Below are 22,075 nucleotides of genomic sequence, written 5' to 3' on the forward strand. Positions count from 1 at the left end.
GGCGAGCCACAGGCGCCACCGAGTGTCCCCACAGTTGGGTAACGAGCGGCGCGCGGCCGATGGCGTGCACTCCGGGGAGTCGGGCCGCTTTACTTCTCCGGTGAGGAGCAGCCGACTGTCGCCGCTCGCCGCACCGGCCTTCCGCTACTTCTTCGTCGGACAGGTCGTGAACCGGGTCGGCTCGTCGATGGCGGGCGTGGCGCTGGCCTTCGCCGTCCTCGACATCGACGACTCCGCCTCGGCCCTCGGCTGGGTGATCGCCGCCTCGAGCGTGCCGATGGTCGTCTTCATGCTCCTCGGCGGGGCGATCGCCGACCGGCTCCCCCGCGCTGTCGTGCTGCGCGGGTGCAACCTCGTCCAGGGCGTCGTCCAGACCGCCACGGCGGTCCTCGTGATCACCGGGTACGCCGAGATCTGGCACCTCGTCGTCCTGCAGGCCGTGGCCGGCACCGTCTTCGCGGTCAGCTACCCCGCGTTCCTCGGGATGGTGCCGATCCTGCTGCCGGTCGAGGAGCGCAAGGCGGCCTTCCTGCTCATCGGCCAGGCCACCAGCGCCGTCGGCATCCTCGGCCCTGCGGTCTCGGGCGTGCTCGTGGCGACCGCCGGTCCGGGCTGGGCCCTGGCCGTCGATGCCGCGACGTACCTCGTCGCGGCCGGTCTGCTCCTCCTGGTACGCCTGCCGCCGGGCGACCGCAGCAACGCCAAGCCGAGCGTCATCGGCGATTTCCTCGCGGGCTGGGCGTTCGCCCGCCACCTCGGTTGGGTGATCCCGGCCGCCTCGGCGTCGCTCGTCTTCAACGCGCTCGTCAGCGGCGCCATCAACGTGCTCGGACCCGTGATCGCCGACGACACCATCGGCAGCGAGGGCTGGGGGCTGGCCAGGTCCGGCCAGGCGGTGGGCGTGTTCGTGGCCGCGTTCTTCCTCGCCAAGGTGACCCTGCGCGCACCGATGCGGGCGATCATGATCGCCTTCGTCGTCTGGTGCGTCCCGATGCTGGTGCTCGGCACCCACGTGAACGTGTGGGTGCTGTCGGCGTCCTTCGTCGTCGCCGGGGCCGCACTGAGCCTGCTCGACCTCGCTTGGAACCTGCTGGTGCAGGAGAAGGTGCCGGAGGAGATGCTGTCGCGGATCATGGCGATCGACGGCTTCTTCTCCTTCGTGGCCACACCGATCGGCCAGCTCGCCGTCGGCCCCCTCGCGATCGCCTTCGGCGCGGGCCGGGTCCAGCTCGGGTGCTTCGCGCTCGCCGCACTCGTCGCCGCGTTCGCCCTCACCCGGCGCAGGATCACCGACGTACGGCTGACGGGTGGGCCGCCGCCGCAGCTGACCGGATAGCCGGACCGCTAGAGCCGCCGGATCACCCGCCGCCGCTCTCCGGCCGGCGGCCTCCTGGCACCGAGCGTCTCGACCAGGCGCTCGGCCTCGTCCGGCCCGACCCCGCCGTACCAGGTGTCGTCGGGCTGGACGCTGACGACCGGCGCGTGGTTGCACGGGAACTGGCAGCCGGTCTGGGTGACCAGCACGCCGTCGTCGCCGAGCCCGGCGGCCATCAGGGCCAGGGTCAGCGCCCGCGCGGTGTCGTCGGCGCCCCGGGCGGTGCAGCGCGGACCACGGCAGACCAGCACCTGGTGCCGGTGCGCCGGCACCTCCTCCCAGGCCGCGGACTCCAGCGGCGCCTCGGTGCCGGTGATCGGCCGGGCCCGGGCCAGCACCGCCTCGAGGTCGTCGTCCTCGTGGTCGAGGAGGCCGGTCGCGACCACGACCTCGGGCGGCTCGGGCCGCTCGCGCCACCAGTGCGCGGCGACCCGGCGCAGCCAGGAGTTGCCCGGCGCGATCCCGAACGCCACCCCGACCAGCACGATCCGGGGTACGCCGGCGTCGGCCAACCGGTCGAGTTCGCGGTGCAGCGCCGGGTCGGCGAGCTGCAGGTGCGCCACGGACGCGCCGTGTCGCTCCGCGAGGGCCGCGAGCCGGTCCGGCGGCTCGGCGACCCCCATCGCGACGAGGACCAGGGTCATCGGCAGGGTCATCGGACGACTCCCTCCCAGCGCACGTGCGGACGCGGCTGCGTGGGGTGCGGCTCGACAGTCACGCGGACGCCGTACACCTCGGCGACGAGCGCGGGGGTGAGCACCTCGGCGACCGGTCCGTGCGCGACCAGGCGGCCCCGGTCGAGCACGACCAGGTCGTCGCAGTACGCCGCGGCGAGCTCCAGGTCGTGCAGCGCCGCGACCGTGGTCAGGCCCAGCCCGCGCACCCGCTCGAGGAAGTCGAGCTGGTGCCCGAGGTCGAGGTGGTTGGTCGGCTCGTCGAGCAGCAGCACGCTCGGCTCCTGGGCCAGCGCCCGGGCGAGGTGGACCCGCTGCCGCTCCCCGCCCGACAGCGCGTGCCACGGCCGGTCCGCGAGGTGGTCGACGCGCGCGGTGGCCAGGGCCCGCTCCACCGCGTCGATGCCACCCGGGTCGGACTGCGGGGGCCCGAAGCGCACCCGGTGGGCGATCCGGCCCAGGTCGACGACCTGGCGCACCCGCAGGTCGAGCGAGGTGGACGCGTCCTGCTCGACCAGCGCGAGCAGGCGGGCCCGCTCACGGGCGCGCAGCACGTGCACGTCCTGGTCGTCGAGCAGCACCCGGCCCGTCGCGGGTCGGCGCAGGCCCGCGACGGTGTGCAGCAGGGTGGTCTTGCCCGAGCCGTTGGGGCCGAGCAGGCCCGTGACCCGACCCGGTCGGCAGGTCAGGGAGACCGCGTCGAGGACGACCGCTCCGCCCAGCGTGACGCCGACCCCGTCGACCACGATCGACGGCGCCGTCATGCCGACCTCCCCGACCGGCGCAGCAGCAGGGCGAAGAACGGGACGCCGACCGCCGCTGTCACGACCCCGACCGGGATCTCCTGGCCGTCGACGACCGAGCGGGCCAGCGTGTCCGCCCAGACCAGCAGGGTCGCGCCGACCAGCGCCGACATCGGCAGCAGCAGCCGGTGCCGCGGTCCGGTGAAGGTCCGCACCAGGTGCGGCACCACGAGCCCGACGAAGCCGATCGTGCCGGCGAACGCGACGGCGGCCGCGGTCGCGAGCGCCGTACCGCCGAGCAGGACCCAGCGCAGGCGGGTCACCTCGATGCCCAGCGAGCGGGCCGAGGACTCCCCGAAGGCGAACGCGTCGAGGTGGTCGGCGCAGGCGGAGAAGGCGAGGGTCGCGACGACCGCGACACCGACCACCAGCAGCGCCGTACCCCAGCGGAAGCCGGCGCCCGAGCCGAGCGTCCAGGTCAGCACCCGACGGGCCGCGTCGTGGTCGCCGGAGCCGATCACGATCAAGGAGGTGTACGCCGAGCACGCCTGCCCGACCGCCACCCCCGCGAGCACGGTCCGGGTGGGCGCGAGCGAGCCCGACCGGCCGACCGCGAGCAGCAGCACCAGCCCGAGCGCGGCCAGCGCCCCGGCGAAGCCGGCGAGCGTCACCGCCGCGGGGCCCGCGAACCCGGCGACCGACACCCCCAGCACGATCACCGTCACCGCGCCGACGGCCGCGCCGCCGGAGAGCCCCAGCAGGTAGGGGTCGGCCAGGTCGTTGCGGGTCAGCGACTGCAGCACCGCGCCGCAGCAGCCCAGCACCGCACCCACGGCCGCCATCCCCAGCACGCGCGGCATCCGGAGCTGCCAGACGATCTGGTCGTCGAGCAGGCTCACCCCGCGGTCCCCTAGGCCGACGCGTCGCAGCACCACGTCGAGCACGTCCGGCACCGGCACCGCGACGGCGCCGGTGCCGAGCGCGACGGCCATGGTGACCAGCAGCACGGCGACCGCGAGGACCGGGGCGAGCCCGGTCCGCAGGGTCACGGGAGCGCGGAGAGCTGCTCGGCCAGGGTGCTGGCGCCGTCGACGAGGCGCACGCCGGGCGTCCCCATCGAGTAGGGCACCGTCGCGAACCGGCCCTCGCGGACGGCGGTCAGCTGGGAGAGCACCGGGTCCTTCTCGAGGTACGCGCGCTTCTCGGCGGCCGTCGACCAGGAGGCGTCCGCGAGCACGATCACGTCCGGGTCGGCCGCGACGACCTCCTCCCAGCTGCCGTCGGCCCAGCCGTCCTCGACGTCGGCGTAGAGGTTGGTCGCGCCGACGGCGTCCAGCACCAGCTGCGGGCCGCTGGCGCCCGCGCCCACGAGCGGCGTCTTGTCGCCGGAGTCGTACCAGAGCACGTCCAGGCCCGCGCCCGCTCCCTCGTCGCCCAGCTCCGCCAGGGTCCGCTCCTGCTCGGCCCGGATGTCGGCGCCGCGGTCGGCCACACCGAACGCGATGGCGACCGCGTCGATCTCGTCCCAGACCGCCTCGAAGGTCGTCGCGGGGATGTCGGCCCGGTCGGCGCAGCCGAACGGCGAGAGGTACGACGCCACCCCGTCCGCCTCCAGGTCGCCCTGCGGCCCGGCGACCTCCGGGTCGAACGCGCTCGTGTACGACGCGTAGACGAAGTCCGGCCGGGTGGCGAGGAGCTCCTCGCGGGTCGGGTACTCCTTCGCGATCACCGGCACCGAGGCGTACTCCTCGGCCCAGGCCGCGGCCGGCTCCGGGTCGTCGAGGTACGCCGTACCGGCCATCCGGTCGGCGAGCCCCAGGGCCAGCATCACCTCGGTGGCGCCCTGGTTGAGCGTGACGGCCCGCTCGGGCGCCGCCTCGACGGTGCTGGTGTGCCCGCAGGCGGTCACGTCGACCGGGAAGCCGGCCTCGGGCGCCGCGTCGGCGCTCGCCGGCTCCGGCTCGCCGGCGCAGCCGGCCAGGACGAGCGCCAGGGCGGCGGCCGGGACAGCGGCCCGGACGGTGGTGGACAGGACTGACGGCAGGGGTCGACTGCGCATGATGTTCTCCAAACCCTCGTGGAACATGACATGCCGTGGCCGGTCTCCTGGCTTCCGCTTCAGCACAGGGCGGTCGACCTTCCCGGGCTCGCACCCAGTGGTCCGACCCATCCGGAGATGGGCCGCGAGGACCGTCCTGCTCGACGGCTACAGTGGCGAGGGCCGCGCCGGCATCAGACCGGCTTCCCGTGCACCACGGCGCGAGCAACCTAGCGCAGGCTCCCCGCCCCTGGCCCGATCGGGTCGGATTCCGACGCGATGACGTCGGCGTCGAGAGCTGGCGGCGAACGGCGGCCCTGGACCGACCGGGCGGGTGAACACCGGGGAACCGGCGCGTGAAGGACCGACCCCCGCGTCCCGGGGTTGATACCGGGTGACTAGGTTGCTTGCTGCACATCGTTCGCAACAACGCAGCAGAGGCGACAGAGGAGACCCGTGACCCAGGTGTCGACGGCCGACCCGCTCGGCCTCGCCGGCCGTCGACGTCGTACGACGGGATGGCTCGCGGGGCTGGTGGCCGCGCTCCTCGGCACCGTCGTGGTCGCCGTCGGCGTGGGGGCGTTCACCGTCCCGCCGGGCGAGGTGGCCGCGATCATCGGCCACCACCTGCTCGGCTGGCCGGGCGAGCGCACCTGGAGCGGGCCGGCCGACGCGATCGTCTGGCAGGTCCGGCTCCCCCGCGTGCTGCTCGGGTGCCTCGTCGGCGCCGGGCTCGCGGTCTGCGGGGTGGCCCTGCAGGCGATGGTCCGCAACCTGCTCGCCGACCCCTACCTGCTCGGCGTGAACTCGGGCGCCTCCAGCGGGGCAGCGGCGGCGATCCTGTTCGGGGTCGGCGCCGGGCTGGGCGAGCACGCCCTCCAGGTCAGCGCCTTCCTCGGCGCGCTCGCGGCCTCGGTGCTGGTGTTCCTCGTCGCCCGGAGCGCCGGTCGGGTCACCTCGGTCCGACTGCTGCTGGCCGGGGTCGCGGTCGGCTACGCGCTGTACGCCGCCACCAGCTTCCTGATCTTCGCCTCCGGCTCCGCCGAGGGCGCCCGCTCGGTGATGTTCTGGCTCCTCGGATCGCTCGGGTTCGCCCAGTGGAACACCCCCCTGGCCGTGGTCGCCGTCGTCGTCCTCGGCACCGTGGGTCTGCTGACCGCGTGGGGCCGCCGCCTCGACGCCCTGGCGATCGGCGACGAGACCGCGCACACCCTCGGCGTCTCGCCCGAGGCGTTCCGGATGCTGCTGCTGGTCGTCGTCGCCCTGTGCATCGGCGTCGTCGTCTCCGCCTCAGGGAGCATCGGCTTCGTCGGCCTCGTCGTCCCCCACCTGGCCCGCCGGGCCGTCGGCTCGACCCACGTCCGCGCCGTCCCCGTCGCCGCCCTGATGGGCGCCGTCCTGCTCGTCTGGGCCGACGTCGTCGCCCGCGTCCTGCTCCAGCCCCAGGAGATCCCGATCGGGATCATCACCTCCCTGCTGGGCGCCCCGTTCCTGCTCGTCCTGATCCGCCGCCTCCACGCCACGACCGCCTGACCCACCCGCTGACCCAGGAGTCCGCCATGTCCCGCCCCCTCGCCCCGATCGCCCTCGGCCTGACCCTCGTGGCCGCCCTCGCCGGCTGCGGGGCGGATGCCGACGAGAACGAGCCCACGTCGACCAGCAGCGGGTCCTACCCCGTGACCGTCGAGAACTGCGGCGCCGACGTGACCTTCGACCGCGCGCCCGAGCGGGTCGTGATGCTCAAGAGCGCCGCGGTGCCCTACCTCCACGACCTCGGGGTCATGGACCGGGTCACGGCCCGGGCCGGGCAGTACCCCGCCGACTACTACGACGCCGAGACCCTCGCCGAGCTCGACGACATCCCGCTGCTGACCGACGAGCTCGACAGCAGCGGCCACCTGCAGATCTCGAAGGAGGTGGTGATCGCCGAGGAGCCCGACCTGGTCCTCGGCCAGGTCGACAACCTCGCTCGCGACACCCTGACCGCGGTCGACATCCCGCTGCTGGAGGAGCCCGCCCTGTGCGACTCCGTCGGCAGCGAGCGGCCGTCGTACGACGACGTCTCCGAGCAGCTGCGCACCTACGGCCGGGTCTTCGGCCGCGAGGAGCAGGCCGAGACCGCGGTGACCGCTCTCCAGGAGCGGCTGGCGCAGGTCGAGGCGCAGGTCGGCGAGCCCTCCGGGCGCACCGCCGCCGTCCTCTACCCGACCGTCGGCGGCGGCGTGACCTACGCCTACGGCAACCGGTCGATGGCCGACCCGCAGCTGGCGGCCGCCGGGCTGCAGAACGTCTTCGCCGACGTCGACGAGCGGGTCTTCGAGGTGACCCTCGAGGAGCTCCTCGGGCGGGACCCTGACGTCCTGGTGCTGCTCCACAGCGACGGCGACCCCGACGCGGTCGAGGCCGCCGTCACCGACCTGCCGGGCGCCGACGAGCTCACCGCCGTCCGCAACGGCGACCTGATGCCGCAGCTGTTCAACTTCACCGAGCCGCCCAGCCCGCTGTCGGTCGAGGGCCTGGAGCGGATCGTCGAGCGCTTCGGCGACGGCTCGTGATCGAGGCCCGCGGCGTCTCCTGGTCGTACGGCGACCAGCGGGTCCTCGACGCGGTCTCGCTGGCCACCGCCCCGGGCCGACTGCTCGGCCTGATCGGTCCCAACGGCAGCGGCAAGACGACCCTGCTCCGGCTGCTCTACGGCGCGCTGAGCACCCCCACCGGCGCCGTCGAGGTCGACGGCAGCCCGCTCACCACGATCCGCCCGCGCGAGGCCGCCCAGCGGCTGGCGGTCGTGGTGCAGGAGAGTGGCGGCGAGTCGACGCTGACCGTCGCCGAGATGGTCCTGCTCGGGCGCACCCCGCACCTCTCCACGTTCCAGCGCACCGGCGAGGACGACCACGCGATCGCCGCCGACGCCCTGCGCCGCGTCGGGGCCACCCACCTGGCCACCCGCGCGTTAGCCGGCCTCTCCGGCGGCGAGCGGCAGCGGGTCCTGATCGCCCGGGCCCTGACCCAGCAGGCCAGCCACCTGCTGCTCGACGAGCCGACCAACCACCTCGACATCCGCTACCAGCACGAGGTCCTGGGCCTGCTCACCCGGCTCGTGCACGAGCTCGGCACCAGCTCGGTGGTCGTGCTCCACGACCTCAACCTCGCCTCGCGCTACTGCGACGACCTGGTCCTGCTCGGCGACGGCGGGATCGTCGCCGCCGGCCCCACCGACCAGGTCCTCGCTCCCGAGCTGCTGGAGCCGGTCTACGGCATCGGCGTGCAGCGGGTCGAGCACGGCGGCGAGCTGCACCTGCACTTCCACCCGTTCCCCGACACCCACGACCAGGAGGTCGCGTCATGACCGATCCGCTGCAGGCCACCATCAACGACTACTGGACCGAGCGCGCCCCGTCGTACGACGACTACCAGCAGCGCCCCGAGCGCCGCGACCTCGACGCGAAGGTCTGGAGCGCGATCTGGTCCGCCGCGCTGCCCGAGGCGCCCGCCGACGTCCTGGACGTCGGCACCGGCAGCGGCCACGTCGCGTTCCTGCTCGCCGACCTCGGCCACCGGGTCACCGGCTCCGATCTGTCCGACGGCATGCTCGAGCGGGCCCGGGAGCATGCGGCGACCCGCCGTACGGCGCCCCGGTTCGTGGTCGCCGACGCCGTCGCCCCCGACTTCCCGGACGCGTCCTTCGACGCCGTCACCGGCCGCTACGTCATGTGGACGCTCCGCGACCCCGAGGCCGCGGTCCGCAGCTGGGTCCGGCTGCTCCGGCCCGGCGGCGTCGTCGCGATGGCCGACAGCACCTGGTTCACCGACGGTCTCGGGAGCCTGTACGGCGAGCGTCCCGCCGCCACCCTCCCCCTTGCCGACGCCCGCTGCATCGACGAGACCGCGGACGTCCTGCGCCACGGCGGCCTGGTCGACGTCCTGGTCGAGCCGCTGGAGTCGGTGCTCGAGCTGGACCGCTCCCACGGCGTCGCACCCGGCCACGACGTCCAGCTGCAGTACCTGGTCACCGGGCGCCGCCCCTGAGCGGCGCCCGCCACGACGCTCAGCCCGCCCCGGGCCGTCAGGCGTACGGCGAGCCGGCGCCCAGCTGGTCGACCTGCTCCACGAACCAGGGGCTGAGGGTCCACGGCGCCCGTCGTACGACGAGCGCGACGTCGGCCGGATCGGCCCACACGTGCTCCGCGACCTCGTCGGGGCGGGGCGCCGGCTCCTGGTCGGTCGAGGCGAAGAAGACCGGGCAGACCTCGTTCTCGACGACGCCTCCGGCGTCCACGGCCCGGTAGCGGAAGTCCGGCAGGGCCGGACGCACGTCGACGACCGCGATGCCGAGCTCGTGCGCGGCGTACCGGTGCACGGCGTCGACCGGGTCCTCGCCGGGGCGCGGGTGGCCGCAGAAGGAGTTGGTCCACACGCCGGGCCAGGTCCGCTTCGCCAGCGCGCGGCGGGTCATCAGCAGCCGACCCGCGCGGTCGAAGAGGTGACACGAGAACGCCAGGTGCAACGGCGTGCTCGTCCCGTGCACGTCCGCCCGTGCGTGCGTCCCGACGGGCGCGCCGTCGTCGTCCAGGAGGACCACCAGGTCCTCGGTCACCGCGGTCATCGGCATCTCCCTCACCCGTCCCCCTCGGGTAACCCCGCGGCGCCGCCCGCACGCGTCCGTCCCCCGACCGTGTGGACGCCGGGCCCGAGGGGCACCGGTCACCCGAGGGACGCGGGGGCCGGACGATGACGAGTGGGACTGACCGGACGTCAGCCGTGGCGCCGCGACCAGCCGGTCCGCGCGACCGCGTGCTGGGACTCCTGCAGTCGTCCCACCCGGGTCCGGCCGTGGCCGTCTCGCTCGTGGCGACCCTCCTCGCGGTGGCCGCCGACCAGCCGCCCGGCACGGTCGCCCTGGTCGGCACGGCGGTCGCGTCCGGGCAGCTGACCGTCGGCTGGGGCAACGACCTCGTCGACGTCGCCCGGGATCGCGCCACCGGACGCCCCGACAAGCCGATCGCCCGGGGACTCGTCCCGGCGCGGCTGGTGGCCGGGGCGACCGGGATCGCCGCCGTCGCCTGCCTCGTCCTCTCCCTCGCCCTCGGCTGGCGGGCCGCCCTGGCGCACCTCACCTGCCTCGTGCTCGCGCACGCCTACAACCTCGGGCTGAAGACCGGTCCCTGGTCCTGGCTCCCGTACGCCGGCGCCTTCGGCCTGCTGCCCGCCGTCGCGACCGCCGCGGAGCCCGCGACCCGGTGGCCCGCGTGGTGGGCCGTGGCCGCCGGGGCGGCCCTGGGCGTCGGCGCCCACCTGGTCAACGCCCTCCCCGACCTCGCCGACGACGAGCGGACCGGCGTCCGCGGACTGCCGCACCGGCTCGGGGCGGCCCGGGCGCGGGTCGCCGCGGCCGTGCTCCTCGCCGCCGCGTCCGTCCTGGCCACGCTCGGTCCCGGCGACCCGCCCGCCTGGGCGTTCGCCGTGCTCGTCGCCGTCGCCCTGCTGAGCCTCGTCGCCCTCCGCGGCGCCGGCCGGTGGCCGTTCCGCGCGGCCATGGCCGTGGCCCTCCTCGACGTCGTCCTGCTCGTCGCGAGCGGCGCATGACCTCCCCCCGACCCCTCACCGAGAAGAGCCGACCATGCGCATCCTGAGCGTCCGCGGCACCCTGCCCGAGCACCGCTACTCCCAGGCCGAGATCACCGCGTCCTTCGTCGACACGATGCTGCGCGGCCGGGTGAGCCGCGCCGTCGTGGAGCGCTTCCACGCGCATGCCGGCGTCGACACCCGGCACACCGCGCTGCCCCTGGAGCAGTACGGCGCGCTGCCGGACTTCGGGGCGGCGAACGACGCCTTCATCTCCGCCGGTGTCGAGCTCGGCGCCCGCGCCGTGGTGGACGCGCTGAAGGCGGTCGACCTGGTCCCGTCCGACGTCGACCTGATCATCTCCGCGACGGTCACCGGCCTGGCCGTGCCCTCCCTCGACGCCCGCGTCGCGGGCCTGATCGGGCTGCGCGAGGACGTCGTGCGAGTGCCGATCGTCGGACTCGGGTGCGTGGCCGGAGCCGCCGGCGTCGCCCGACTGCACGACTACCTGGTCGGTCACCCGGACGCGATCGCGGTCCTGATGAGCGTCGAGCTCTGCTCGCTCACCCTCCAGCGCGACGACTCGTCGGTGGCCAACCTGGTCGCCAGCGGTCTCTTCGGCGACGGCGCCGCCGCGGTGGTGGCCGCCGGGTCTGCCCGGGCCGCGCAGCTGCCCCCGCCCGCGTGGCCGCAGCCCGAGGTGGTCGCGACCCGCAGCCGGCTCTACCCCGACTCCGAGCGCACGATGGGCTGGGACGTCGGCGCCGGCGGGCTGAAGATCGTCCTCGACAGCGCCGTCCCCGACGTCGTGCGGCGCTACGTCGGCGCCGACGTCGACGGGTTCCTCGCCGACCAGGGCCTGACCCGCGACGACGTCGAGTTCTACGTCGCCCACCCCGGCGGGCCCAAGGTGCTGGAGGCGCTCCAGGACACGCTGGGCGTCGACCGTGAGACGCTCGGGGTCACCTGGGAGTCGCTGCGGCGGATCGGCAACCTGTCCTCGGCCTCGGTCCTGCACGTCCTGGCGGACACCCTCCGCGACCGGCCGCCACGACCGGGATCGCTCGGCCTGATGCTGGCCATGGGCCCCGGCTTCTGCTCCGAGCTGGTGCTGCTGCGGGTGCCCGCGTGAGCAGCGAGGCGCTCTACGTCGTCCTCGTCGTGCTGGTCGGTCTCGAGCGGCTGGCCGAGGTGGCCGTCTCCCGGCGCAACGCCGCCTGGGCCTTCGAGCGCGGCGGCGTCGAGTCGGGACGCGGCCACTTCCCGGTCATGGTGGTGCTGCACGTCGGCCTGCTGGTCGGCTGCGTCGTCGAGGTGCTGGTCGCGGACCGGCCGTTCGTCCCGGCGCTGGGCTGGACGATGCTGGCCCTGGTCCTCGCCAGCCAGGTCGTCCGGTGGTGGTGCATCGCGTCCCTCGGCCGGCAGTGGAACACCCGCGTCATCGTCGTGCCCGGCCTCCCGCTGGTGCGGTCCGGCCCCTACCGCTTCCTCCCCCACCCCAACTACCTGGTGGTGGTCATCGAGGGTGCGGCTCTGCCCTTGGTGCACGGCGCCTGGGTCACCGCCGTCGTCTTCAGCGTCGCCAACGCCGCGCTCCTGACCGTCCGGATCCGGGCCGAGGAGCGCGCCCTGACCGCGGCGGTGGCCGCGTGAGCGTCCGACGGATCGACCTGCTCGTCGCCGGTGGTGGACCCGCCGGCCTGGTCACCGCGCTGCACGCCGCGCGAGCGGGCCTGGACGTCGAGGTGTGGGAGCCGCGGCCGGGAGCCGTGGACAAGGCCTGCGGCGAGGGGCTGATGCCGGGCGCGCTCGCCGGGCTGCTCGAGCTGGGCGTCGACCCGTCCGGCCACGACTTCCGCGGCATCCGCTACGTCTCCGGTCCGCGCGCGGCCAGCGCCGACTTCCGGCACGGGTCCGGGCGCGGCATCCGCCGTACCGTCCTGCACGACGCGCTCACCCGCGCGGTGCTCGCCGCGGGCGCCCGGGTGGAGCAGCGGACGGTGGGCGCGGTCCGGCAGGACGACGAGGAGGTCCGGACCGACCACGTCCGGGCCCGCTACCTGATCGCGGCCGACGGCCTGCACTCCCCCGTCCGCCGGGCGCTCGGGCTCGACCGTCCGACGACCCGCCACCCGCGGTTCGGCCTGCGCCAGCACTTCGCGGTCGCGCCGTGGTCGCCGTACGTCGAGGTGCACTGGGCCCCCGCCGTGGAGGCCTACGTGACGCCGGTGGCCCCCGACCTGGTCGGCGTGGCCGTGCTGTCCTCGGCCAAGGCGTCGTACGACGCGCGCCTCGACGCGCTCCCCGGGCTGCGCGACCGGCTGGGCTGCGCCGAGCCGGCCAGCGTCGTGCGGGGGGCCGGTCCGCTGCGGCAGGAGGCCAGCCGCCGGGTCGCCGGGCGGGTGCTGCTGGTCGGCGACGCCGGCGGCTACGTCGACGCACTGACCGGCGAGGGCCTGGCCCTGGCCTTCGCCCAGGCGCGGGCCGCCGTCGGCGCCCTGGTCGTCGACGACCCGGAGCGCTACGAGCGCGACTGGGTCCGGCTCACCCGCCGCTACCGCTGGCTCACCGGGGCCCTGCTCACCGGCACCCGATCGCGGGCCGCGCGACGCGCGATCGTGCCGGCCGCCCGGGTGCTGCCCTGGGTCTTCGACGGCGCGGTCAACTCCCTCGCGCGGCCGGTGGGCCACTGACGTCGCTGGAGCGGGCGGCGAGGGTGACCACCGCGATGTCGTCGGCGGCGACGCCGCGCTGGTAGCGCAGCACCTCCTCGGTGATGGCGTCGGTGATGGCCCGGGGGTCGTGCGGCCCACCGGCGATGAGCCGCTCCAGACGGGACTCCCCGAACAGTCCGTCCTCGCCCCGCGCCTCCGTGACGCCGTCGGTGTAGAGGGTGAGCGTCTCGTCGCGCAGCAGGTGCGTGACGGTGGTGAAGCCGGTCGTCTCGAGGAGCCCGATCGGGCTCCCGAAGACCCCGAGCTCGTGGACGAGACCGGTCGCGGCGTCGCGGAGCAGGGCCGGTGGGTGGCCGGCCAGGGCGAGGCGGACCTCCCAGGCCTCCCCGTGGCGGGCCAGGAACGCCACGACGACCGTGCAGTAGTGGTCGGTGCCGTGCGCTCGCAGGGCCCGGTCCAGGCGCCGGAGCAGGTCGCTCGGGTCCGGGTGGTCGAGGGCCAGGGCGCGCGTGGTGTAGCGGACGAAGGACGTCACGGCCGCTGCCGACGCGCCCTTGCCGCTGACGTCGCCCAGCACGACGCACCACGCGTCGGCAGCGACCTGGAAGACGTCGTAGAAGTCGCCGCCGACCATGGTCCCGTCACCCGCGGGGCGGTAGGCGGCGGCGATCGTGAGGTGCGGGATCTCGGGCGGCGCCGGCGGGATCAGGGTCTGCTGCAGCGTCTGGGCCAGGGCCGTCGCCGCACTGCGCGCCTGCTCGGCGGCCCGGGTCGCCACCAGGAGGTCCTGCTCGTAGCGGTGGCGGTCGCGCACCTCGAAGAGCACGACGCGTACGGCGGGGTCGCCCGCCGACGTGGACGCGTTGAGCAGGACCGGGACGCGGCCGCCGTCGGGGCGCAGCAGGTCGAGGGCGACCTCGCGGACGACCCCGTCGTGCTCGAGCATGGGGAGCAGGTGGGTCTCCAGCAGGATGCGACCGCCGACCGTCAGCAGCGAGGCCAGCGTCGCGGTCCCGACCAGCTCGCCCACCGGGCGCCCCACGAGGCGCGCCAGCTCCGCGTTCGCGTGGCGCACCGGACCCTCCGGCCCGGCCAGCACGGCGTAGCCGCAGGGCGCGTCGTCGAACAGGCGGCGGAGGTCGTCGATCTCCGTCATCGCGACCTCACCGCGGCGCGGGGACCAGGAAGCGCCGGACGACCTCGGCGGTCTCCGCCGGGGCGGTCAGGTGGGGACAGTGGCCCCGCGTGTCGATCACCTCGAGCACGGCGCCCGGGATGCTGTCGCGGACGAAGGCGCCCGCGGTCAGCGGCGCGACCGAGTCCTGGGCCGCCTGGACTACCAGGGTCGGGGCCGTCACCCGGGGGAGGTCGGCGCGGTTGTCGCCCCGGAAGGTCACGGCGGCGAACTCGGCCGCGACGTCCGGCCGGGTGCGACAGAACGACGCCTCCAGCTCGCCGTGGGTGTCCGACGACGGGTCGCCGGCGACGAGCGTCGCCAGCGGGTCCTGCCAGCCGAGGTGGTTGCGGCTCATCAGACCGAGCAGGTCGTCGATGTCGTCCGCGGCGAACCCGCCGACGTACTCACCGTCGTCGAGGTAGCGCGCGGAGGGCGTGACCAGGACCAGACGCTCGACGAGGTCCGGGCGGGCCACCTGGACCAGGACGGAGATCATCGCCGACACCGAGTGGCCGACCAGCGTCACGGGACCGAGGGCGAGCTCGTCCAACAGCGCCGCGAGGTCGTCCCGGTAGCCCTCCAGGCGCCCGTGACGCACCGTGTCGTACGACGCCGGATCCGCCTCGCCGGAGCCCGGGAGGTCCAGCAGCACCACCCGGTGGTCGACCTCGAACGCGGGAGCGAGGTGGCGCCACATGTGCTGTCCGCAGCCGAACCCGTGCACCAGGACCACCACCGGCGCGTCCGCCGGCCCGCGCACGGACACGTTCAGCATCCGCGCGCGTGACATGCGGAGAACCTAGCCGACCTCGGCCCCGTTCTCCCTTCCCGCGGCCCGGGTGACCTAGGGTTCACGCGAGGCACCTGCGACGAAGGACGAACGATGGCTGTCACCGATCCCGACCCACGACCGGCTCGCGCCGACGTCGAGCTGCGTCTGCCCGCCGACGGGGCCTACGTGTCCGTCCTGCGTACGACGACCGCCGGGCTGGCCGCGCGGCTCGACTTCACCATCGACGACATCGAGGACCTGCGCATCGCCGTCGGCGAGGCGTGCGCGATGGTGCTGCCCGAGGCCGACCCCGGCACCTCGCTGGTCACCGAGTTCCACCTCGCCCCCTCCCAGCTGACGATCACGGTCGGTGTGCAGGCGTCCTCGGCCGCGTCTCCCGACTACGACAGCTTCGCCTGGCAGGTCCTCGACACCCTCGCCAGCGCGGCGTCGGTCGAGTCGACCCCCGGCCGGTTCGCGGTCACCATGACGATGCGGTCGAGCATCCTGTCGGACGTCCCCGCGGCAGACGTCTGACATGGGCGGCTCCACTCGGGAACCGGCCACGGCGCCGGACCCGCCCCCCACCGGGGTCGAGATCACGCGCCGCCGCAGCGCGGAGTTCTTCCTGGTCTTCCACGACGAGGAGGAGACGCAGGCGCGCCGCGACAGTGCCCGCGACTCCCTGGTGCACCTGCACCTGCCGCTGGTCGAGCACTGCGCCCGCCGGTTCCGCAACCGGGGCGAGCCCTACGAGGACCTGGTCCAGGTCGGCACCATCGGGCTGATCAAGTCCATCGACCGCTTCGACTCCGACCGCGGGGTCGAGTTCTCGACGTACGCGACGCCGACGATCATCGGGGAGATCAAGCGCTACTTCCGCGACAAGGGCTGGGCGATCCGAGTGCCGCGCCGCCTCCAGGAGCTGCGGATGCAGATCGGGTCGGCCAGCGCCGAGCTGACCCAGTCGCTCGGCCGCTCCCCGACGCCCCGTGAGCTCGCCGAGGCGATCGGCTGCACCGTCGAGGAGATCGTCGAGGGCATCGAGTCCAGCAACGCCTACTCCACGCTCTCGCTGGACGCGACCGACGACTCCGACGACGGCAACGCCACCATGCTCGACGCGATCGGCATCGACGACGAGGGGCTCGAGCACGTCGAGATCCGCGAGTCGATCAAGCCGCTGCTCGACCGCCTGGACGCCCGCGAGAAGAAGATCCTGCTGCTGCGGTTCTTCAAGAACATGACCCAGTCGCAGATCGCCGTGGAGATCGGCGTCTCCCAGATGCACGTCTCCCGGCTGCTCAACCGCACCCTGGAGCAGCTGCGGACCTCGCTGGAGCAGCCGGACTAGTCCGGCTGCTCCGGCTGCCGGGTCAATCCCGTGGGGTCGTCCACGAGAGCGGCCGTGCTCGCCGGATGGAAGATCCCGACCAGGACCGCGACCGCGACCACGGCCAGCACGACCGACACCGCCGTGGTCTCGCCACCGCGGAAGCTCCAGGCCACCCCCAGCTGGATCAGCTGCGCCAGGACGACGGGCGCCCGCGACCACAGGGCGAGCCGGGTCAGGCCCCAGGCGCACAGGCCGAGCGCGGCGCCGTACACGAGGAAGAACAGGGCCGTGGTGAGCCCCATGGTGATCCGCACGCCCGAGACGTTGACCAGCTCCAGCACCGCGCTCACCAGCAGCGCGAGCGACTCCAGGGCGGCCAGGAGGGCCGCGGCGAGGAGCGGGCGGGGCGCAGCGGGACGGTCGTCGGTCACGGCGGACAGCGTAGACACGGCCGCGGCGGGAACCTTCGGGGTACCCCCGCGCGTTGCCTACCAGGTGGGCGCGGCATGTGAGCGTCCGACAACCTGTGATGAACGAGACCACCGCGGGTCTTGTTTAACGGTCCAATCCTTGCCAGGCTGGACCGGCGCTCGTGAACGCGTTCACTTCCGCGTTGCCCACCGAAGCGCCCGCAGGCCTGAGCTGCCCCTGGCCTGCACGTACGTAGTAGAGATGAGGGATTCCCCAGCCATGGATTGGCGCCACCGTTCCGCGTGCCTCGACGAGGACCCGGAACTGTTCTTCCCGATCGGCAACACCGGTCCGGCCATCCTCCAGATCGAGGAGGCCAAGCAGGTGTGCCGACGCTGCGAGGTGCGCGAGCAGTGCCTCGCGTGGGCGCTCGAGGCTGGCCAGGACCACGGTGTCTGGGGCGGTCTGAGCGAGGACGAGCGACGCGCTCTCAAGCGTCGCAACGCCCGCGCCCGCGTCCGGACCGCCTAGCGGAGACGCGCCAGCGGCTCCGCTGACGGTGGTCGAGCGAGCCGCACGACCGAGCTCGCGAGGTCGTGACCGGCGTGTCGAGGCCTTGAGGACGCGCCAGCGGACTCGCTGGTGGTGGTCGAGCGAGCCGCACGACCGAGCTCGCGAGGTCGCGACACGTCACTCCACGGGTACGTCGACCATCGCGCGCGTCCCGGTCCCTCCGGGGACCGGACCCAGCTCCAGCTGGCCGCCGAGCTCGGACTCGACCAGCGTCCGCACGATCGAGAGCCCCAGGTTCGTCGAGCCGTCCAGCGTGAACCCGTCCGGGAGCCCCCGGCCGTCGTCGTCGACGGTCAGGTGCAGCCGGCCGACGATCCGCTGGACCCGCACGAGGATCTGCCCGGTCGTGTCGGCGTCCGGGTCGAAGCCGTGCTCGACGGCGTTCTGGAGGATCTCGGTCAGCACCATCGCGAGTGCCGTCGACCCCTCGGACGGCAGCACCCCGAACGAGCCCTCGCGACGGACCCGGACCCGGCCGCCCATCGCGCTCACCTCGGTGACCATCGCGCCCAGTCGGTCGGCGATCTCGTCGAACGCGACGGTCTCCTCGACCGCCTGGCTGAGCGTCTCGTGGACGATGGCGATCGACCCGACCCGTCGTACGGCCTCCTCGAGGGCGGACTTGGCGGACTCCGAGTCGATCCGGCGGGCCTGGAGCCGCAGCAGCGCGGCGACGGTCTGCAGGTTGTTCTTCACCCGGTGGTGGATCTCGCGGATCGTCGCGTCCTTGGTGACCAGCTCGCGGTCGCGCCGGCGCAGGTCGGTGACGTCGCGCACCAGCACCAGGGCGCCCAGGTGGTCGCCCTGGGGGCGCAGCGGGATGCTGCGGACGATCAGCGAGACGTTGTCGGTGCCGATCTCGGTGTCACGGTGCGCCCGGCCGCCGAGCACGGCGCTCAGCGTCTCCTCGTCCGGGCGCTTGCGCGGCGGGACCAGGTCGCGGGTCAGGTCGGCCAGGGCCACACCCGTCAGGTCGCCCGAGAGCCCCAGCCGCCGGTAGACCGACAGCGCGTTCGGACTCGCGTAGACCACCCGGCCGGCGCCGTCCACGCGCAGGAACCCGTCCCCGACCCGCGGTGAGTCCGCGTGGTCGCTGCGCTGGCCCGGGGCCGGGAAGTGCCCGTTCGCGATCATCTGGGTCAGGTCGGCGGCCGTCTGCAGGTAGGACAGCTCCAGGCGGCTCGGCGTGCGCACGCCGAGCAGGTTGGTGTTGCGGCCGACGACGCCGATCACCCGGCCGGCCCGTCGTACGGGGATCGTCTCGACGCGGACCGGGACGTCGTCGCGCCACTCCGGGTCGCCCTCGCGGACCAGCCGGCCCTCGCGGTAGGCGGCGTCCAGCATCGGCCGGCGCCCGGCGGGGACGAAGGTGCCGACCACGTCGTCGACGTACGCCGTGGGGCCGGTCGTCGGCCGCATCTGGCCGGCCGCCCAGAAGCCGCTCCCCTCGCGGTCGGGCAGCCACAGCACCAGGTCGGCGAAGGACAGGTCGGCGATGATCTGCCAGTCCGCCTGCAGCAGCTGGAGCCAGGCGACGTCGGCCTCGTCGAGGTCCGTGTGGCTGCGGACCAGCTCGCTGAAGGTGGGCACGTCACCAGGCTAGTGGCGGCCGCCCCGGCGGGTCCGGGCCGCTCCGGGGCGGAGCGTTCCGCCGCCTACCGGGCCCCTGGTCCAGACCGGCCGGTTCTTTGGCAGGATGACCCTCATGTCGGGGTCCTACTGGAAGCAGGTGCACGCCGCCGGGCTGGCGGTGCCCGACGACCGACCCCTCGACGACCTCACCGCCGAGCTCACCCGGATGCTCGGCGACCCGGACCCCGAGCTCCGCGACGGGACCGCCTACCCGACGCTGGCGACCTGGGTCGAGCGGGGCGTGTACGACGACCTGCTGACCGGCCTCGGCGACGGCATGGCCACCGGATTGTCGGTCGGCCTGGGCACCGTCGACGACGACGGGATCTTCCGGCGCAGCTTCTCCGCTCTGGTCCTCGGCGAGTGCATCGCCCGCGACAACCAGCGCCCCCTCGTCCCCGGCGGCAAGATCCTGGAGTGGGGCGACCGGCTCGCGACCTGGCTGCTGCGCGAGCGCGACCTGCGCGGCTACGTCCCCGGCAAGGGCTGGGCGCACGCCGTGGCCCACGGCGCCGACGCGCTCGGCACGCTCGCCGGCTCCCCGCACGTCCAGCAGCCCGAGCTGACCGTCATCCTCGACGTCGTCGCCGACCGCCTGGTCGAGCGGGTCGAGCGGCTGTTCTCCAACGGTGAGACCGACCGACTGGCCCACACCGTCCTGCAGGTGCTCCGGCGCGACGTCGTACCGCTCCAGGTCCTGGAGCCCTGGGTGGCCCGCCTGGCGGCGGTGGCCGGCGTGCGGTCGTCGTACGACGACCGCGACCCGCACCTCGTCGGCGGCAACGCGGAGGCGTTCCTCCGGGCCCTCTACCTCCAGCTCGCGCTCGGCCCGCGGCCGCCGGCCGTGCGGGCCGACCTGCTGCTGGTCGTCGTCGATGCGCTCCGCGCGACCAACCCCCACTACCTGGCGCCGCGGGCGTGATCGTCCGGCGGGCCCGCGCTGCCGACCACGCGGCCGCGGGCGCGGTCACCCTGGCCGCCTACGAGCCGTTCCTGTCCGGCCCCGACGACGACTACGCCGCCCGGCTCGCCGACGCGGCCTCCCGGGACGCCGAGGCCGAGCTCTGGGTGGCCGTGGCGGGTGAGGAGCTGCTGGGCTGCGTCACCGTCTGCCCACCAGGCTCCCCGTGGCGCGAGATCGCCCGGGACGACGAGGGCGAGTTCCGGATGCTGGCCGTCTCCCCCGCTGCCCAGGGCCGTGGCGTCGGCCGGGCGCTGGTCGAGCAGGTCCTCGACCGGTTTCGCGCCGACGGTGCTGCCGCGGTCGCGATGTCCAGCCTGCGCGAGATGACGACCGCCCACCGGCTCTACGAGCGCCTCGGCTTCTCCCGACTGCCCGAGCGCGACTGGCACCCGCTGCCCGAGATCGACCTGATCGCCTTCCGGCGGGAACTGTGACCCTCGAGGCGTCGCTCACCTTCACGGTCACCGACGCGGACACCGCTCTCGCCGTCGGCTCCGGCACCCTCCCCGTGCTCGGCACGCCCCGCCTGCTCGCCTGGTGCGAGGCCGCCACCTGCGCCGCGATCGAGCCCACCCTGCCCGCCGGCGGCACCTCCGTCGGCACCCGGATGTCGCTGGAGCACCTGTCGCCGTCGGTCGTCGGCCGGGAGGTCGAGGTCACCGCGACGTCGTCGTACGTCGACGGGCGCCTGCACCGCTTCACCGTCGCCGCACGCCACGTCGGGTCGGCGAAGGTGATCGCCTCCGGCGAGGTGACTCGGGTCGTCGTCGATGCCGAGCGGTTCCTGTCCCGACTCTGATTTCGCCTCGGCGGGCTCATTTGAGAGACTGTCTGATGGCCCTCTGTCTGGGTCGACACCGATTCGAGGAGATCACCATGGGCAAGACCGGCCGCAAGCGCCGCGCTCGCAAGAAGAAGGGCGCGAACCACGGGAAGCGCCCCAACGCCTGAGCGCAGGCACCACGCATCCGAACCCCCGAGCCCACTGGGCCGGGGGTTCGTTGCTTCCTGGACCCGCCTGGGGCGGCGGTCGTCGAGGCCGCGGGAGAGTTTCATCGGCTAGCCGATGAAACTCACGCCGGGACGACGAAGCTTCATCGTCCCGGCTCCAGTTTCATCGGCCAGCCGATGAAACTCTCCGGCCGCGAGCGCGACTCAGCTGTCGCTGATGCGGACCTGGACCTCGCGGATCCGGAACATCACCCGCTGACGCAGCTCTTCCGGAGCGGCCTCGGAGCAGGACCGGGCGACGACCGACTTCACCGTGCGCTGGAGGTCGTACTTCTCCAGGCAGGGGTTGCACGTGTCGAGGTGGACCCGGACGGCGTCGCAGTCGGCCTCGGCGAGCTCGTTGTCGATGAAGTAGACGATCTGCTCGAGGTAGTCGGCACACTCGCGCTCGGAGACGTCGCCGTGGCTGTGCCCAGCGTGGTCCTGGTCCTGGGTGCTCACGAGTCGCCCCTCTCCTGGCCGCGGCCGACGGTCAGCAGGTCGTTGGTGCGGACGTAGTCCTGCAGCATGTCGCGGAGCTGGCGGCGACCGCGGTGCAGGCGGGACATGACGGTCCCGATCGGCGTCTCCATGATCTCGGCGATCTCCTTGTAGGCGAACCCCTCGACGTCGGCGAGGTAGACCGCGAGCCGGAACTCCTCGGGGAGTCGCTGGAGCGCGTCCTTGACCTGCGAGTCGGGCAGGTGCTCGAGGGCCTCGGTCTCGGCCGACTTCAGTCCGGTCGACTGGTGCGACTCCGCGCGGGCCAGCTGCCAGTCCTCGACGTCCTCGGCCATGGACTGCTGCGGCTGCCGCTGCTTCTTGCGGTAGGTGTTGATGAAGGTGTTCGTCAGGATCCGGTAGAGCCAGGCCTTCAGGTTGGTGCCGGGCCGGAACTGGTGGAACGACGAGTACGCCTTGGCGAAGGTCTCCTGGACCAGGTCCTCGGCATCGGCCGGGTTGCGGGTCATCCGCATCGCGGCGGAGTAGAGCTGGTCCAGAAACGGCAGGGCGTCGCGCTCGAAGCGCGCGGCCCGGTCGGCCTCGGTCTCGGTGGCGACGTCGACAGGCTCGAGGTCGTCGAGCGTGGCGTCGGTGAAGTCAGTCATCGTCTCCCAGCCTACGCCGGGGGCGGGTGCTTCCAGGAGTG

The 22,075-nt window shown here is 74.0% G+C and carries 27 protein-coding genes and 1 riboswitch; of the genes, 16 read left to right on the forward strand and 11 right to left on the reverse strand.

All coding sequences use genetic code 11. The annotated features are described in order from the left end of the window. The first annotated feature begins 100 nt into the window (after positions 1 to 100). Complete coding sequence (locus BLT76_RS24360; protein ID WP_170867248.1) at positions 101 to 1,336, forward strand: MFS transporter; 1,236 nt, start codon at positions 101 to 103, stop codon at positions 1,334 to 1,336. Positions 1,337 to 1,344: 8 nt separating this feature from the next. Here the strand turns inward: BLT76_RS24360 and BLT76_RS24365 are convergent, their stop codons facing one another. From BLT76_RS24365 to BLT76_RS24380, 4 genes are read right to left on the reverse strand one after another with little or no spacing between them, the layout of a single operon-like run. Further along, complete coding sequence (locus BLT76_RS24365; RefSeq protein ID WP_244509555.1) at positions 1,345 to 2,031, reverse strand: (2Fe-2S) ferredoxin domain-containing protein; 687 nt, start codon at positions 2,029 to 2,031, stop codon at positions 1,345 to 1,347. Next, positions 2,028 to 2,813 (reverse strand): ABC transporter ATP-binding protein, encoded by a 786-nt coding sequence (locus BLT76_RS24370; RefSeq protein WP_090860917.1) that lies wholly within the window; start codon positions 2,811 to 2,813, stop codon positions 2,028 to 2,030. The genes BLT76_RS24365 and BLT76_RS24370 overlap by 4 nt, the downstream gene beginning before the upstream one ends. Beyond that, entirely contained in the window at positions 2,810 to 3,784 is a 975-nt protein-coding gene (locus tag BLT76_RS24375; protein WP_090860975.1) for an iron chelate uptake ABC transporter family permease subunit, read from the reverse strand. The genes BLT76_RS24370 and BLT76_RS24375 overlap by 4 nt, the downstream gene beginning before the upstream one ends. Before the next feature lie 53 nt (positions 3,785 to 3,837). Then, the gene (locus BLT76_RS24380) at positions 3,838 to 4,851 is read right to left on the reverse strand and encodes an ABC transporter substrate-binding protein (RefSeq protein WP_090860976.1); all 1,014 of its coding nucleotides are present in this window, start codon (positions 4,849 to 4,851) and stop codon (positions 3,838 to 3,840) included. 20 nt (positions 4,852 to 4,871) lie between these two features. Further along, a riboswitch (cobalamin riboswitch) is annotated at positions 4,872 to 5,064 on the reverse strand. Positions 5,065 to 5,286: 222 nt separating this feature from the next. On the opposite strand from BLT76_RS24380, the gene BLT76_RS24385 reads away from it, so the two are divergent. From BLT76_RS24385 to BLT76_RS24400, 4 genes are read left to right on the forward strand one after another with little or no spacing between them, the layout of a single operon-like run. Further along, positions 5,287 to 6,363 (forward strand): FecCD family ABC transporter permease, encoded by a 1,077-nt coding sequence (locus tag BLT76_RS24385; RefSeq protein ID WP_090860918.1) that lies wholly within the window; start codon positions 5,287 to 5,289, stop codon positions 6,361 to 6,363. A 26-nt stretch (positions 6,364 to 6,389) separates the two neighbouring features. Next, on the forward strand, positions 6,390 to 7,385 hold the full coding sequence (locus tag BLT76_RS24390; protein ID WP_090860919.1) for an ABC transporter substrate-binding protein: 996 nt from the start codon (positions 6,390 to 6,392) through the stop codon (positions 7,383 to 7,385). Further along, entirely contained in the window at positions 7,382 to 8,179 is a 798-nt protein-coding gene (locus BLT76_RS24395) for an ABC transporter ATP-binding protein (RefSeq protein WP_090860920.1), read from the forward strand. The genes BLT76_RS24390 and BLT76_RS24395 overlap by 4 nt, the downstream gene beginning before the upstream one ends. Continuing rightward, positions 8,176 to 8,859, forward strand: a complete 684-nt coding sequence (locus BLT76_RS24400; protein ID WP_090860921.1) for a class I SAM-dependent methyltransferase — start codon at positions 8,176 to 8,178, stop codon at positions 8,857 to 8,859. The genes BLT76_RS24395 and BLT76_RS24400 overlap by 4 nt, the downstream gene beginning before the upstream one ends. Positions 8,860 to 8,896: 37 nt before the next feature. Here the strand turns inward: BLT76_RS24400 and idi are convergent, their stop codons facing one another. Further along, positions 8,897 to 9,442 (reverse strand): isopentenyl-diphosphate Delta-isomerase, encoded by a 546-nt coding sequence (gene idi, locus BLT76_RS24405; protein ID WP_211753231.1) that lies wholly within the window; start codon positions 9,440 to 9,442, stop codon positions 8,897 to 8,899. Between the two features lie 221 nt (positions 9,443 to 9,663). Between idi and BLT76_RS24410 the strand changes: the two genes are divergently transcribed. The 4 genes from BLT76_RS24410 to BLT76_RS24425 are packed head-to-tail and all read left to right on the forward strand — an operon-like array spanning position 9,664 to position 13,088. Further along, entirely contained in the window at positions 9,664 to 10,416 is a 753-nt protein-coding gene (locus tag BLT76_RS24410) for a UbiA family prenyltransferase (protein ID WP_244509557.1), read from the forward strand. A 34-nt stretch (positions 10,417 to 10,450) separates the two neighbouring features. Beyond that, the gene (locus BLT76_RS24415; protein WP_090860924.1) at positions 10,451 to 11,527 is read left to right on the forward strand and encodes a type III polyketide synthase; all 1,077 of its coding nucleotides are present in this window, start codon (positions 10,451 to 10,453) and stop codon (positions 11,525 to 11,527) included. Continuing rightward, positions 11,524 to 12,048, forward strand: coding sequence for an isoprenylcysteine carboxyl methyltransferase family protein (locus BLT76_RS24420; RefSeq protein ID WP_090860925.1), 525 nt, complete (start codon positions 11,524 to 11,526; stop codon positions 12,046 to 12,048). The genes BLT76_RS24415 and BLT76_RS24420 overlap by 4 nt, the downstream gene beginning before the upstream one ends. After that, complete coding sequence (locus BLT76_RS24425; protein WP_244509558.1) at positions 12,045 to 13,088, forward strand: NAD(P)/FAD-dependent oxidoreductase; 1,044 nt, start codon at positions 12,045 to 12,047, stop codon at positions 13,086 to 13,088. The genes BLT76_RS24420 and BLT76_RS24425 overlap by 4 nt, the downstream gene beginning before the upstream one ends. Here the strand turns inward: BLT76_RS24425 and BLT76_RS24430 are convergent. Both BLT76_RS24430 and BLT76_RS24435 read right to left on the reverse strand, forming a co-directional pair. Continuing rightward, a complete protein-coding gene (locus BLT76_RS24430) occupies positions 13,057 to 14,226 on the reverse strand; it encodes a PP2C family protein-serine/threonine phosphatase (protein WP_090860926.1) in 1,170 nt (389 codons plus the stop codon). The two genes, BLT76_RS24425 and BLT76_RS24430, sit on opposite strands and share 32 nt — an antisense overlap. 7 nt (positions 14,227 to 14,233) lie before the next feature. Further along, positions 14,234 to 15,037 carry an alpha/beta fold hydrolase gene (locus tag BLT76_RS24435; protein ID WP_090860927.1) on the reverse strand — a complete coding sequence of 268 codons (804 nt, stop codon included), beginning with the start codon at positions 15,035 to 15,037 and terminating at the stop codon, positions 14,234 to 14,236. Positions 15,038 to 15,130: 93 nt separating this feature from the next. On the opposite strand from BLT76_RS24435, the gene BLT76_RS24440 reads away from it, so the two are divergent. After that, positions 15,131 to 15,556, forward strand: coding sequence for an ATP-binding protein (locus BLT76_RS24440; protein ID WP_090860928.1), 426 nt, complete (start codon positions 15,131 to 15,133; stop codon positions 15,554 to 15,556). 1 nt (position 15,557) lies between these two features. Continuing rightward, positions 15,558 to 16,373: an RNA polymerase sigma factor SigF gene (locus tag BLT76_RS24445; RefSeq protein ID WP_090860929.1), complete on the forward strand. Its 816-nt coding sequence runs from the start codon at positions 15,558 to 15,560 to the stop codon at positions 16,371 to 16,373. Here the strand turns inward: BLT76_RS24445 and BLT76_RS24450 are convergent. After that, a complete protein-coding gene (locus tag BLT76_RS24450; protein WP_090860930.1) occupies positions 16,370 to 16,786 on the reverse strand; it encodes a hypothetical protein in 417 nt (138 codons plus the stop codon). The two genes, BLT76_RS24445 and BLT76_RS24450, sit on opposite strands and share 4 nt — an antisense overlap. A 259-nt stretch (positions 16,787 to 17,045) precedes the next feature. Here BLT76_RS24450 and BLT76_RS24455 point away from each other — a divergent pair, with 259 nt between their 5' ends. Further along, positions 17,046 to 17,297, forward strand: a complete 252-nt coding sequence (locus BLT76_RS24455) for a WhiB family transcriptional regulator (RefSeq protein WP_011755173.1) — start codon at positions 17,046 to 17,048, stop codon at positions 17,295 to 17,297. Between the two features lie 159 nt (positions 17,298 to 17,456). On the opposite strand, the gene BLT76_RS24460 is transcribed toward BLT76_RS24455, so the two are convergent. Further along, complete coding sequence (locus BLT76_RS24460; RefSeq protein ID WP_090860931.1) at positions 17,457 to 18,929, reverse strand: PAS domain-containing sensor histidine kinase; 1,473 nt, start codon at positions 18,927 to 18,929, stop codon at positions 17,457 to 17,459. Between the two features lie 115 nt (positions 18,930 to 19,044). Between BLT76_RS24460 and BLT76_RS24465 the strand changes: the two genes are divergently transcribed. The 4 genes from BLT76_RS24465 (at position 19,045) to BLT76_RS26715 (ending at position 20,886) form a co-directional block, all read left to right on the forward strand. Then, positions 19,045 to 19,893, forward strand: a complete 849-nt coding sequence (locus BLT76_RS24465) for a DUF2785 domain-containing protein (RefSeq protein ID WP_090860932.1) — start codon at positions 19,045 to 19,047, stop codon at positions 19,891 to 19,893. Then, entirely contained in the window at positions 19,890 to 20,369 is a 480-nt protein-coding gene (locus BLT76_RS24470) for a GNAT family N-acetyltransferase (protein WP_090860933.1), read from the forward strand. Before BLT76_RS24465 ends, BLT76_RS24470 begins: the two co-directional genes overlap by 4 nt. Then, positions 20,366 to 20,734, forward strand: a complete 369-nt coding sequence (locus BLT76_RS24475) for a thioesterase family protein (protein ID WP_090860934.1) — start codon at positions 20,366 to 20,368, stop codon at positions 20,732 to 20,734. Before BLT76_RS24470 ends, BLT76_RS24475 begins: the two co-directional genes overlap by 4 nt. 77 nt (positions 20,735 to 20,811) lie before the next feature. After that, complete coding sequence (locus BLT76_RS26715) at positions 20,812 to 20,886, forward strand: 50S ribosomal protein bL37 (RefSeq protein WP_369759046.1); 75 nt, start codon at positions 20,812 to 20,814, stop codon at positions 20,884 to 20,886. A gap of 204 nt (positions 20,887 to 21,090) precedes the next feature. On the opposite strand, the gene rsrA is transcribed toward BLT76_RS26715, so the two are convergent. Then, a complete protein-coding gene (gene rsrA, locus BLT76_RS24480; RefSeq protein WP_090860935.1) occupies positions 21,091 to 21,387 on the reverse strand; it encodes a mycothiol system anti-sigma-R factor in 297 nt (98 codons plus the stop codon). Next, positions 21,384 to 22,034, reverse strand: coding sequence for a sigma-70 family RNA polymerase sigma factor (locus tag BLT76_RS24485; protein WP_090860936.1), 651 nt, complete (start codon positions 22,032 to 22,034; stop codon positions 21,384 to 21,386). Before BLT76_RS24485 ends, rsrA begins: the two co-directional genes overlap by 4 nt. Positions 22,035 to 22,075 lie beyond the last annotated feature (41 nt).

It is taken from the genome of Nocardioides lianchengensis (assembly GCF_900101465.1).
Taxonomy (GTDB): Bacteria; Actinomycetota; Actinomycetes; order Propionibacteriales; family Nocardioidaceae; genus Nocardioides; species Nocardioides lianchengensis.

Bases quoted from the DNA above. Each gene is read 5' to 3' on its own strand.
- BLT76_RS24370 (WP_090860917.1), bottom strand. From the start codon at position 2,813: ATGACGGCGCCGTCGATCGTGGTCGACGGGGTCGGCGTCACGCTGGGC.
- BLT76_RS24465 (WP_090860932.1), top strand. From the start codon at position 19,045: ATGTCGGGGTCCTACTGGAAGCAGGTGCACGCCGCCGGGCTGGCGGTG.
- idi (WP_211753231.1), bottom strand. From the start codon at position 9,442: ATGCCGATGACCGCGGTGACCGAGGACCTGGTGGTCCTCCTGGACGAC.
- BLT76_RS24445 (WP_090860929.1), top strand. From the start codon at position 15,558: ATGGGCGGCTCCACTCGGGAACCGGCCACGGCGCCGGACCCGCCCCCC.
- BLT76_RS24415 (WP_090860924.1), top strand. From the start codon at position 10,451: ATGCGCATCCTGAGCGTCCGCGGCACCCTGCCCGAGCACCGCTACTCC.
- BLT76_RS24440 (WP_090860928.1), top strand. From the start codon at position 15,131: ATGGCTGTCACCGATCCCGACCCACGACCGGCTCGCGCCGACGTCGAG.
- BLT76_RS24390 (WP_090860919.1), top strand. From the start codon at position 6,390: ATGTCCCGCCCCCTCGCCCCGATCGCCCTCGGCCTGACCCTCGTGGCC.
- BLT76_RS24400 (WP_090860921.1), top strand. From the start codon at position 8,176: ATGACCGATCCGCTGCAGGCCACCATCAACGACTACTGGACCGAGCGC.
- BLT76_RS24375 (WP_090860975.1), bottom strand. From the start codon at position 3,784: ATGGCCGTCGCGCTCGGCACCGGCGCCGTCGCGGTGCCGGTGCCGGAC.
- BLT76_RS24430 (WP_090860926.1), bottom strand. From the start codon at position 14,226: ATGACGGAGATCGACGACCTCCGCCGCCTGTTCGACGACGCGCCCTGC.
- BLT76_RS24485 (WP_090860936.1), bottom strand. From the start codon at position 22,034: ATGACTGACTTCACCGACGCCACGCTCGACGACCTCGAGCCTGTCGAC.
- BLT76_RS24435 (WP_090860927.1), bottom strand. From the start codon at position 15,037: ATGTCACGCGCGCGGATGCTGAACGTGTCCGTGCGCGGGCCGGCGGAC.
- BLT76_RS24380 (WP_090860976.1), bottom strand. From the start codon at position 4,851: ATGCGCAGTCGACCCCTGCCGTCAGTCCTGTCCACCACCGTCCGGGCC.
- BLT76_RS24365 (WP_244509555.1), bottom strand. From the start codon at position 2,031: ATGACCCTGCCGATGACCCTGGTCCTCGTCGCGATGGGGGTCGCCGAG.
- BLT76_RS24455 (WP_011755173.1), top strand. From the start codon at position 17,046: ATGGATTGGCGCCACCGTTCCGCGTGCCTCGACGAGGACCCGGAACTG.